This is a genomic window from Flavobacterium chungnamense, from assembly GCF_039539165.1.
Taxonomy (GTDB): domain Bacteria; phylum Bacteroidota; class Bacteroidia; order Flavobacteriales; family Flavobacteriaceae; genus Flavobacterium; species Flavobacterium chungnamense.
This window is the reverse complement of the sequence record NZ_BAABCS010000009.1, coordinates 126,780-138,749: the sequence shown is the minus strand read 5'-3', so window position 1 is coordinate 138,749 and position 11,970 is coordinate 126,780. Positions and strand designations below refer to the sequence as shown.

9 protein-coding genes and 1 tRNA gene are annotated in these 11,970 nt (G+C 29.5%); 6 read left to right on the top strand and 4 right to left on the bottom strand.

All coding sequences use genetic code 11. From position 1 onward, the window contains the following. Positions 1-103 precede the first annotated feature (103 nt). Positions 104-733, bottom strand: coding sequence for a LuxR C-terminal-related transcriptional regulator (locus ABD771_RS05325; RefSeq protein WP_345091688.1), 630 nt, complete (start codon positions 731-733; stop codon positions 104-106). Between the two features lie 261 nt (positions 734-994). Between ABD771_RS05325 and ABD771_RS05320 the strand changes: the two genes are divergently transcribed. Both ABD771_RS05320 and ABD771_RS05315 read left to right on the top strand, forming a co-directional pair. After that, the gene (locus tag ABD771_RS05320; RefSeq protein ID WP_345091685.1) at positions 995-2,311 is read left to right on the top strand and encodes an OmpA family protein; all 1,317 of its coding nucleotides are present in this window, start codon (positions 995-997) and stop codon (positions 2,309-2,311) included. 45 nt (positions 2,312-2,356) lie between these two features. After that, positions 2,357-3,397: a hypothetical protein gene (locus ABD771_RS05315; protein WP_345091682.1), complete on the top strand. Its 1,041-nt coding sequence runs from the start codon at positions 2,357-2,359 to the stop codon at positions 3,395-3,397. Positions 3,398-3,440: 43 nt separating this feature from the next. On the opposite strand, the gene ABD771_RS05310 is transcribed toward ABD771_RS05315, so the two are convergent. Next, complete coding sequence (locus ABD771_RS05310; RefSeq protein WP_345091678.1) at positions 3,441-6,239, bottom strand: choice-of-anchor D domain-containing protein; 2,799 nt, start codon at positions 6,237-6,239, stop codon at positions 3,441-3,443. An 894-nt stretch (positions 6,240-7,133) separates the two neighbouring features. Between ABD771_RS05310 and ABD771_RS05305 the strand changes: the two genes are divergently transcribed. Further along, positions 7,134-7,700: an REP-associated tyrosine transposase gene (locus tag ABD771_RS05305; RefSeq protein WP_345091675.1), complete on the top strand. Its 567-nt coding sequence runs from the start codon at positions 7,134-7,136 to the stop codon at positions 7,698-7,700. 248 nt (positions 7,701-7,948) lie between these two features. Here ABD771_RS05305 and ABD771_RS05300 read toward each other — a convergent pair whose 3' ends face one another. Together ABD771_RS05300 and ABD771_RS05295 are read right to left on the bottom strand one after the other, a co-directional pair. Then, entirely contained in the window at positions 7,949-8,554 is a 606-nt protein-coding gene (locus ABD771_RS05300; protein ID WP_345091671.1) for an REP-associated tyrosine transposase, read from the bottom strand. A gap of 483 nt (positions 8,555-9,037) precedes the next feature. Continuing rightward, positions 9,038-9,117, bottom strand: a tRNA-Leu gene (locus ABD771_RS05295). A gap of 387 nt (positions 9,118-9,504) precedes the next feature. On the opposite strand from ABD771_RS05295, the gene ABD771_RS05290 reads away from it, so the two are divergent. The 3 genes from ABD771_RS05290 to pth all read left to right on the top strand — a co-directional run bounded on the left by ABD771_RS05290 (position 9,505) and on the right by pth (position 11,928). Next, on the top strand, positions 9,505-10,446 hold the full coding sequence (locus tag ABD771_RS05290; RefSeq protein WP_345091668.1) for a ribose-phosphate pyrophosphokinase: 942 nt from the start codon (positions 9,505-9,507) through the stop codon (positions 10,444-10,446). A 29-nt stretch (positions 10,447-10,475) separates the two neighbouring features. Then, on the top strand, positions 10,476-11,084 hold the full coding sequence (locus tag ABD771_RS05285) for a 50S ribosomal protein L25/general stress protein Ctc (protein WP_345091665.1): 609 nt from the start codon (positions 10,476-10,478) through the stop codon (positions 11,082-11,084). Between the two features lie 277 nt (positions 11,085-11,361). Next, positions 11,362-11,928, top strand: coding sequence for an aminoacyl-tRNA hydrolase (gene pth, locus ABD771_RS05280; protein WP_345091662.1), 567 nt, complete (start codon positions 11,362-11,364; stop codon positions 11,926-11,928). The last annotated feature ends 42 nt before the right edge of the window (positions 11,929-11,970 follow it).

The window sequence follows — 11,970 nt, the reverse complement described above, 5'->3', positions numbered from 1 at the left end:
GATTGGTTGCTCCTCAGCAGAGCCAATTTCCTCTTCAGTTTGATATGGACAAGATAATTAATCTAAAATGAAAAATCACCAACTATTTTTGACCACATTACCTTTATAAAACACGTAGAAACTTTGCAATTTCAATAACATTGGAAGAATTGGTCTTTTTAAATAATCGTTTTTTATAAGTGCTAATTGTACTTGGTACTATATTTAATTTATTAGAAATTTTACTTGTAGAATAACCTTGTATCATTAACATAGCAATTTCAAATTCACGCAATGAAAGAGAATTACTTTTTGATGACTCAACCGTCCCTTTTTTTATTATTTTTCTTTCGGGAATGTTCAAACGCAAACTTTTTGAAAAGTATGAATTACCAAACAGAGCTAAATTCAATGCCGCAACAAGATAATCTTCAGAACAATTCTTTGACAATAAAAAATCTACTTTACCTTTTGAACATTGAATTTTATAATCAATAGAATCTATTTCGCTAAAAACAAATAGTTTTGATTGAGGTTGTAGCTTTTTTATTCTTTTTAAATCCTTAAAGCTTGAAGTAGTGTCATTTGTGAAATCAAAAATAACAACATCATATAATTTATTACTACATTCTTCAAAAAATAATTTGTTACTAAAAACTAAAAAAACATCTAAGTCTGGAAAATTAGATTTTATAACGGCATATAAACCTTTGCTAAAAAAAAAAAGATTATCATAAATTAAAATCTTTTTCATAATTCAATGCTTATTAGTTGATGAATTGACCAATTGTTAAACATTTTTCTTAAAATATAAAACAAAACCCGTTAGCAAATTTAAATTTTCAGAAGTCTAACAGCAAAACAATGTATTAAATGATGAAAAATATGTTATAAATGAAATTAATCTACATCCACTTATGTATTTTTTAAACCATTTATGAAATAAAAATCACTCTTATTACTTAACAAAACTTTGTTTTTAAAGAATGAATAATTTTGTTCTAAATTAAATAAAATGAAAAAAACACTATTATTCTTAACTTTATTGAGTTCTATACTTTTATACAGCCAAAAAAAAATAAAAGAAAAAGACTCTACACAAACAGCTTTTAATAAATGGGCTGTACAAATTTCAGCCGGACAATTAAAAGGAATCAGTCCGTATGCAGATGGATATTATTCAAGTAATCCTGGGACCTTTTTTGGATCTATCGATGTAAATAGTTTTTCAATTGCGGGTAGATATTCCTTTAGTCCAATATTTGGAGTTAAAGTAGGGCTTCAATATGAAGAATTAAGAGAATTAACCAAAAATAGTTTGCCTTTTAAGATGCAACAAATAGGGGTTTCTATTCAAGGAGTAACTAACTTGAACAGATTATTCAACATAGAAAATGAATTAAATAGGTTTGGGATTTTACTACATGGTGGTTTAAAAATTGACCAAATGAAATCAAAAACAGCCAACACCTTAACTAATAGTAATTTTAATAAGAAGGAGCTAAACGGTGGGTTAGTTTTTGGAATTACACCTCAATTTAGAATATCTAATAGAATTGCAATCTTCGGTGATGTTACCGTACAAAATAGTTTCAGACAACATTTTAATTGGGATGGTAGTTACTCAGATTTATCATCAAATAACATGAAAGGACAATCTTTAGTATCATCTATAGGCTTGTCTATTTCTATTGGAAAAAATAAAATACATGGTGATTGGTCAATAATTAAACCAAAAGAAATAAAGAAAATTGAAGTATTAAATAACCGAATTGAGGAAATGGAAACCTTAATGAATGACACAGACAAAGACGGTATCGCAGATTATTTAGATCAAGAAAATAATTCGGTTGCTGGTGTTGCTGTTGATTCTAGAGGAAAAATGGTTGACTTAAATAAAAATGGTGTGCCAGATGAAATAGAAAGGTATATATCAACAAAAGTTGAAAAAGAAAAATCATCTGAAGATTTAAATAAAAGCACATTGCAAACATTGATAGATGATGAATATATAGCTGTATTTTTTGAAACTAATAAAACTATTCCAACAAATGTATCTTCGGAAGGACTTAACTTTATTAGAACTTATTTAAAAACAAATCCTAATGAATCGGTTTATGTTATTGGTCATGCAGATGAAATTGGAACAGAGGAAAAGAATAAAAAACTGTCAGAAGATCGAGCCAAAGCTACAAGAGAAATTTTAATAAAATCAGGCATCGATGGGAAAAGATTAATCATTCTCGCAGAAGGCGAAGACAACTCTGTAGATAAAGGCTCAAAAAAATCTAGAGACTTGGTCAGAAAAGTTACTTTTAAAATTATCAAATAAATAATAAAACCCTCTTTAATAGAGGGTTTTTTAATAAAAAATGATATGAAAAATTTAATTCAGGTTTTCTTACATTTCATTTTATTATTGAGTTTTTTAAACATGGCAGCACAAAATTATAGAAATCCAAAAGCTTATATAAATGATTTTGGAAAATCTGAATTGTTTGTAAAAGAGGCTTTAATGGAATACTCAAAATCAATAATTGAGGCAAGTCCAGATGATAGAATTCAAACAACAATGGAAAGAATATACATTAAACTTGAAGATATAAACGAAAATTTACTGAAAAATGATGTTGGACTAGATGGTGATACCGAATTAAGAGATGAATTTATAAAATTAAATAGCAAAACGATTTTATTACTAAAAAACAAAGCTCTTAAACTAAATGATTATATCGTTCAGAGTAACTCTGATTATGAAGATATTTTTAAAAATTTTTCTTATAAAGAAAAAGAAATTACTGCCTACTATGCTGATATTCTATATTATGAAAAATTTAAAAAAGAGTTTGGATTGAAATATAAAATAATAATACGAAATTATAATAGTAAAAATGTATTTGAATATAATGCCTATCAAAATTTGATTTTTTACAAATTAAATGTTCTAGACGACAAATTAGTAACCTTATTTAAATTAAAAGACAGAGAAAAAGTAAATGAATGCATTATTCATATGGATAATATTATAAATGAATCAGAATATAAAACAAGTGAATTCAAGGGTGCATTTGAAGATGAATCTTTAAATAATATCACCACTGAATTGATTTATTTTTTTCAGAATCAAAATGTATATCTAAAAGAGCTTTACTATAAATACATTGAGGAATACTTAACTTTTCAAGAAACAAAAAAAAATGTTACTGAAAATGACGATGAAAAAGCTATTGCAGAATATAACGAAAAAGTGCGCAAATTCAATGAATCTAAAAATGACTTTTTTGATTCATTATATGAAAATCAAATTTTGAAAAGAGAATTAATAAACAGATGGTATAAAACAAATAGCTTATTCTTAAAAAATAATATAGTTTTTGAAGACATTTACGAAAACTTCATAAAACAAAAAGATAAATAAACTTTGCAACTATTTGGTAATACTTGAAATGTAGCTAACACTTCTAAAAAATTATTTTCTTAGTTACCACAGATTCATTTATAAATTTCACACGAACAAGTAAACCTTGATTATTAGCAGCCAATTCTTTTATGTTTAGACTTTCAAGATTGATTTCTTTCTTATCAATTAAGACTCTTCCAAGAAAATCATATATAATAATTGAATCTATTAATTCTTTACTCTTTACAGATATTACATTATCCTGCGAATTAGCAGCAATATTAAAATCCCAATGAGTAAAATCGTTATTGAGTGACAAACTAGAATTTAGAAATTTAATTATAAAACGATTATTGTAAGTACCTGAATTAGAGAAAAAATGATAAGGACTTTGTTTTAAATTATGAGTAATGTTTAACAACGTATCTTGTATAAATATGTCTTGATTGCTTAAAAATAATCCGTCTAAAACGCCAATAGCTATAGTATAATTTCCAATAGTTGGTATTGAAAAACCCAATGGTATCATATCGCTATTTTCAAATGGCAAAGGCCTTCCTTGAATGCAAACCTTTTGGTCATCTATCAATGTGTAAAAATTTTGATTGCCATCTAGCTTGGTAAATGCATCATAGAGAACATCTTTTTGATACGTTGCATTATTTAAATATCCAATAACAGTCCTTGTAGTATTGCCTGAATCACTAACTAAATCAAGCCAAATTCTATGTTTCTCAATAGATGAAGATATGGATTGATTTCTGTAAAATTGTGTGTTAGAATTTAATGAATTCTCTCTCATGAAATTTTTAAAAGTTACCTGAGCATTGGCTTGATTTCCTTCATTCATTAAAACAAAAAATGATTGACAAGACGCTATAAATCCATTAAAACCGTTGGGACCAGAAAGTGTAGCTGTGCCGTTATGGGTGATATAATCATTAGCTGTATAATTATATTGATAAGAACTGTAAAAAGGATTAACACTACTTGACGGCAAGGTTCCATGGGTCCATAATCTAACTGAACCTTCAATCACAGGATTTTCAATAGCGTTATAAAGTAAAAAAGAATCAACGTTAAGAGCGCTTGGATATGGATTACCAATTAAATTCCAATTGTCATCTTGAACAGTAAACGGAACACCATTCAAACTTGTGAAACTAGACAGTGAGGCCGAAGTCATTGGTCCTCTTGCTATTGCGCAATTAATCAACCCATTATTAATAGTTGATCCAGAAAATATTGACGTAAAAACTTGATTAGTAGTTCCAAATCCGTTTGGACCTCGAACAATGTAACCCTTGCCTACTTCCATAGTTTCACCAGCTGATGGCGACCAAAAACCAAAACCTCCATTAGGATTATTTAAAATCGGATTCCATTTCCAAATAAGACTTGATGGAGTATTAGGTGATATTAAATTTACTGAAAATTGTTGCAATGGTGAGGACCAATATACATAATCAAGCTTTCTAATGCTGGCGTTTCGTTTAACTATAGCATTACCTGTATTCAATGCATAATCATCGTTTTGGATAATGGCTCCACTATCTTCAACAATTAAATCTCCAAAATTATTAATATCACTTTCTGAGGATAAATAGGAATTAGATTCAATAACTAATGATTTTCCTGAATTAATCTGACATTTACATGTAGTAATATTTCCATTTAACAAAGTATCATAATTTCCATCAATTATTGCTTTTGTAAAATTATTAGGAATTCCATTACTCCAAGATGAACCATTCCAAACTGTTGATGCTTGTGTTTTTCCCTTTAATTGTATATCGTCTACAGCCCAAACTTCATTGATATTATTGTTTACGATAGTAATCCGAATTCTCAGATCTGTGGTTTTTGGCAATCCATTTAAAGATATTTTACTATAACCTTCTGTGGTTAAAAAACCTGTAGCGGTTGGAATAAAATCAATGACAAAATCAGTTCCAGAATAATTAGACTGAGCTATTCCTGTACCGCTTAAAAAAGACCATTTTGCTTGACTACTGCCAGTCACTTTTATCTCATTTGACCATGAATTGCCTCCATTAGTACTAATAGCAACCGAAACATAATCGCCATTTTCACTTCCTTCAGAAGGAGTTTTTGAAAACGAAGCCAATCTAAAATGAAATGAAGGCTCTTTAATGTTGATAGTATTAACTGAATCAAATAATAGAGTACAAAAAGAATTATTAACTTGTAAACTCTTTGTGCCAATAAATTTAGGAACAAATACAAGCGGGACGGCATTTTCTGCATAAGCAGTGCCTCCAGAAACGGTAGCAAAACCATTAGAAACCGAATAACCTAAAATTGGTAAAGTAGACCCTAGTTCAAAATCTTGTTTGGCAATAATTTCACTAATAAAGTTGTAACCACATTCAATATAATCTAAACCAGTGCCTTGAATAGCAAAAGAATAAATAGGATTAGAAGGGTCATCAGAGTTAATTTCGATAGTTGCCGTTCTTAAACCTACTGAACTTGGATCAAACAATACTGTAAAATAGGTACTTTCTCCTGCGGCAATATTGGTAGCAGGCAAACTAGAGAATTGAAAATCTGAAGCATTAATTCCGCTTACCAAAATATTCGAAATGGTTAATGAAGTAGTCCCATCATTAACTATCATGTATGTTACAGCATTAGTTTCATTAATTATTTGACATGATGAAAAAGTAGTATTATCAATTGAAGAAGGATTTAAACTTCCATTTAGGAGAGGAATTAAATTTCCATAAACAACCATTAATGGTCCATTGCTTATTTCTGAACTATTGTCGTTGAAGAATAGAGAACTATTAGTTCCAAAGGATATGTTACACAGTATTAGTAAGAAATATTTTGTCATATTAATAATAATTAAATGAAACATAGGTTAAATAGCAAATAATAGTATCATTTGTATTTTATTTAAAATTATTTAATAAGATTGTGAAATGTTCAATTTTAAAAGGCAAAACAAACATTTTACTTAAAAAAAAATTTATAAAATCGCAAAAAGTAGAATTAATTCTACTTTTTTATTTCGTGTTTTATTAAAATAATAAAATAATTAGTATTTATTTTGTCGTTACATTATTATTTATATTGTTATTTTTGACTATTTTTAAGAAATATAAAATATATTTTACTTTACAGATTAAAATAATTTAATTCTAATATTAAAAATAATATTTAATCTTATTTTTCTTACATAATAAGTTTGTTACTTGAAAAACCTAATCACCATTGATTTCGTAGATTATGAAGTTGAAATAAATATTTAAAACTATGAACACAAAAACATTTTTAGATAAAATATTAATTTTATTAGATCCTACAGAAGAAATTGAGTACACGCTCTTAGAAAAAAACAAGGTGCTTGATTGTATTGTATTAACAAATAAAAAAATAATTTATACAAATTTAAATCTGTACGAGAAAAATGTGTTTCATTTTTTTGATATTTAAAACAATAATAATCAAAAGATTGAGAGAATAAAAAAGACGCTACAATCAGATGATTTCGAAATAAATACTATAATTTCGAAATATTTTGATATATCACCTCAGGAAAGAGAATCTGTTGTTTAATTTTAACCAGATAAAGCGGATTTGTAATCCGTGTTCACAAACAAAGTCAAAACAATCCAGCTCCAAAAAATCCCAAGCTACCGCGCGAATCCCTTCGCGTGGTTCTAAACAACTTATATTGTCCCAGCTACCAAAGAAAGTTTTTATTAAATTTGATAAAAAAAACAGTATGAGCAGAAATTACAAGTTTCATAATTCTGAGGGATTGTATTTTGTTAGTTTTGCAGTTGTGGGTTGGTTAGATGTATTTACTAGAAACGAATATAAAGATTTACTGTTAGAAAGCCTAGAATTTTGTCAAAAGAGCAAGGGAATGGAAATTCATGCTTGGTGCATTATGACCAATCATGTGCATCTAATTTTTAGAAGTGTTGATAATCAAAAACCTGAATTGTTATTAGGAGATTTTAAAAGATTTACAAGCAGAAGTATTATCAAAGCAATCCAAGAGAATCCAAAGGAAAGCAGAAAAGAATTTTTATTAGAGTATTTTAAAAAAGAAGCAGCAAAAAGTTCAAATACTACAAATTTTCAATTTTGGCGACATGACAACAAACCAATTGAGTTATGGAGTAATGAAGTCATTCAGCAAAAAATTGAATACATACATAACAATCCTGTTGAAGAAGGTATTGTGTTCAGACCGGAAGATTATAAATACAGCAGTGCTCCAGATTACGCAGGAGAAAAAGGTTTGTTAGAAAGGGTTTATGTTTTTCGGTATTTTAAAATATAGAACCACGCGAAGGGATTCGCGCGGTAGCTGGGGATTACACTTCGCCTATTTGCTACTAACAAAAAAGCCACAGTTTCCCGTGGCTCAATTTTAACTTAACTAAACTTATTGCAATATAATTTTTTTGATATCCACAATCTGACCTTGTGGATTGATGATTTGAACAAAGTACATTCCTGTTCCTCCAGCTCCGCAAAGAGTTCTTTTTTGTACTGCGCTGCGCAAATGTCTCCTGACTTTGCGCTATGTTAATCATCATAACTAATATATTTCAAAATTGAATTTGGATTAGCAACATTTACAACTGGGTTTTGTGCTATCTCAACATCAAGAAGTCCTTTTCCATAAACATAGTTTGAAGCACTAGAATAGATATAGTCTTGAGGTTTTAAAACAATTCCTGCACGAACCGGATTAAAATGAATATAGTCTATCTTTGACCACATAAATTTTTCTGAATAAATTTCTTCAGCATGATTACCCAATTGCCAAAATTGATAATTTTTGTTTCTAGAATGTGTTTCTGTTGCTAATTTGAATCTTTCTAACATCCATTCTCTTCTGCTTTCTGGCTCTATTTGAATTTTATCTAAAATAGTTTTTGAAGTAAACTTTTTAAAATCTCTAATCAAATCGGATAATTTTCCATCATTTGATTGAACTATCATATGAATATGATTACTCATTATTACATAACTGTATAAAATCATTCCTTTGTTTTTAATACAAAAATCAAAACATTCTATAACGGCGTCACGATAATTTTTTCTAGAAAAAACGTCAACCCAATCAACAACGGTAGCTGTCAAAAAATGAGGCAATGTTTGGTCTCTTATAACATATCCTTCTTTCATAAATTTAAGTTTTATCAAAAATAAGAAAAATTGCGCAAAGTCAGGAGACGTTTGCGCAGCCTTTCATAGGAACAATTATTTTAATTAGAACTCTTTGCGCAGCTGGGGGACGTTTGCGCAGCCTTTCATAGGAACAATTATTTTAATTAGAACTCTTTGCGCAGCTGGGGTAGCTGTCAAAAAATGAGGCAATGTTTGGTCTCTTATAACATATCCTTCTTTCATAAATTTAAGTTTTATCAAAAATAAGAAAAATTGCGCAAAGTCAGGAGACGTTTGCGCAGCCTTTCATAGGAACAATTATTTTAATTAGAACTCTTTGCGCAGCTGGGGTTATAAATTTTTCGTGTCACTAACAATTTCAAATTTATTATTCGCTTAAAAAATAATATTATTTACAAGATTGTTTGGCAATGGTTTGGCAACTTCAATAAAAAAAGCCTGTAATATATTGATTAACAATACAATTACAGACTTTTAATGTACCCGGAGCCGGAGTCGAACCGGCACGGTTTCCCACAGGTGTTTGAGACCAGCGCGTCTACCAATTCCGCCATCCGGGCAGATTTTAGATGGATTAATAAATACTAATTTTTAGAAAAAATTAATTAAATATTTTGCCATCCGGGCTAAGCTAGAATAAATAAAGTAAAATATTTACCATTCGTGCTCTTGGAGACAGAAATAACAACAGTCATTTCATCGCATTAAAATTGACTAAAAAAATCAATTTGTTTTAACACGTTGCAAATGTAAATAAATTTTAAACACATTTTCAAGAAAATAGTTAAAAATATCCTTTCAGACTCGGATTTTATTTCTAAATTTGCACCTCGTTAAAACGACACACAACTAACTAACTACATTCGAGGCATTTAAATTCTTTCTTCTCTTATAAAATTTAAGGCAAATTAGAATTAAAACAGTTCGAATTAAAACAACAAATTATAATGTCACATTTAGAACCAGAAGCAAAAATATTTGCCTGTTCACAAAGTGTTCATTTAGCAGAAGAAATAGCTAAAAACTATGGTATTCCGCTAGGCAAAGTAACGTTCTCAAAATTTAGTGATGGAGAATTCCAACCTTCGTTTGAAGAATCTATAAGAGGATTACGCGTCTTTATTGTTTGCTCTACATTTCCAACAGCTGACAATTTGATGGAGTTATTATTAATGATTGATGCAGCAAAAAGAGCATCTGCAAGACATATAACACCCGTAATTCCTTACTTTGGATACGCAAGACAAGATAGAAAAGACAAGCCAAGAGTGCCGATTGGAGCAAAACTAGTAGCAAAATTGCTAGAAACTGCAGGAGCAACTCGAATCATGACCATGGATTTACACGCCGATCAGATTCAAGGTTTCTTTGAAAAACCAGTTGATCATTTGTTTGCTTCAACTATTTTCTTGCCTTATGTGAAAAGTTTAAATTTAGAAAATTTGACAATCGCATCTCCAGATATGGGAGGTTCAAAAAGAGCTTATGCCTATTCTAAATTTCTAGAATCAGACGTAGTTATTTGTTACAAACAAAGAAAAGCCGCAAACGAAATTGGTTCAATGGAACTAATTGGTGATGTTAAAGGAAGAAATATTGTTCTTGTTGATGACATGATTGATACTGGAGGCACATTAGCAAAAGCGGCTGATTTAATGATTGAAAAAGGCGCATTAAGTGTAAGAGCAATTTGTACACACGCAATTCTTTCAGGTGACGCATACGAAAAGATTGAAAATTCTAAATTATTAGAATTAATAGTTACCGATTCTATTCCGTTAAAGAAAGAATCAAATAAAATAAGAGTGGTGAGTTGTGCACCTCTTTTTGCAGAAGTTATGCACATGGTGCAACACAACAATTCCATCAGTGGAAAATTTTTAATGTAATTTATTTTTATTAACTATATATTTTTACAATGAAATCAATTTCGATTAAAGGATCAGAAAGAGAAAGCGTGGGCAAGGTAGCAACCAAAGCGGTACGTAATGCTGGAATGGTTCCTTGCGTAATTTACGGAGGAAGTCAACCAGTACATTTTCAAGCAGAAGCAAAAGCTTTCAAAAGTTTGGTTTACACTCCAAATGCGCACACAGTTGCCATTGATTTAGGAGGTAAAAAATTTGATGCTATTTTACAAGACATCCAATTTCACCCAGTAAGTGATGCTATTTTACACATTGACTTTTTCCAATTGTCAGATGATAAAGAAATCATTATGGAAGTGCCAGTAAAAGTTACAGGAACTTCTCCAGGTGTACTTTTAGGTGGTGTTTTAAATTTAAATCAAAGAAGATTAAAAGTGAAAGCTTTACCAAAAAATCTTCCTGATTTTGTAGAAGCTAACATCTCAGAATTACAAATGGGTAATAAATTGTACGTAACTAAATTAGCTACAAACAATTTCAAATTGATGCACCCAGACAACACTGTAGTTTGTCAAGTGAAGATTTCACGTGCTGCTATGAAAGCTGCTCAGGAAGCTGCAAAAGCAGAAAAAACAGCTGCAAAAGGAAAGAAAAAATAATTTTCAAAAAACCTTTATATCAAAGCATCAGTATTTATTTACTGGTGCTTTTTTTATTTGGAACGAATCAGTAGTAAATCTTGCAAACCTTATTCCTGCTGTTCATTATATAAAAATGGTGATTTCGAAAGCCTCAATTACCATTTTTTATTTTCATCAGGGTTAAACTGCAAACGATTTACATAAAATTCCATTTTCAAAACAATTATACTATTTTTACCACATGAATTGGTTTTCAAGAATTTTTAAACAAAACAACAAACAAGAAGAAACCCCAATGAAGAAATTCCTAATCGTTGGCCTTGGTAACATTGGCGCCGAGTATGTAAACACAAGACACAACATCGGATTCAAAATCTTAGATTATTTTACTAAAAAAGAAGCTATTTCATTTCAAACAGCAAAACTTGGTGATGTAGCTGAATTTAAAACAAAAGGCCGTACTCTAATTTTGCTAAAACCAAATACTTACATGAATCTAAGTGGAAAAGCTGTGAAATTTTGGATGGAAAAAGAAAACATTGAAAAAGAAAATATTTTAGTTATTACTGATGATTTAAACTTGTCTTTTGGAACAATCCGTATAAAATCTAAAGGAAGTGATGGTGGTCATAATGGCTTAAAAAACATACAACTAGTACTAAACTCAACAGAATATCCTAGATTTAGATTTGGTATCAGTGATGAATTTAAAAAAGGAAAACAAGTAGATTACGTATTAGGCGAATGGAATGACGATGAAAAAACCAAACTGCAAGAAAGACTTGAGCTTGGCAGTGAAATTATAACATCTTTTGCATTAGCCGGGTTAGCAAACACTATGAATATTTATAATGGTAAATAATGGTATTCTTTTTGATTATCTTTATCTAATCAAATAAGTTAA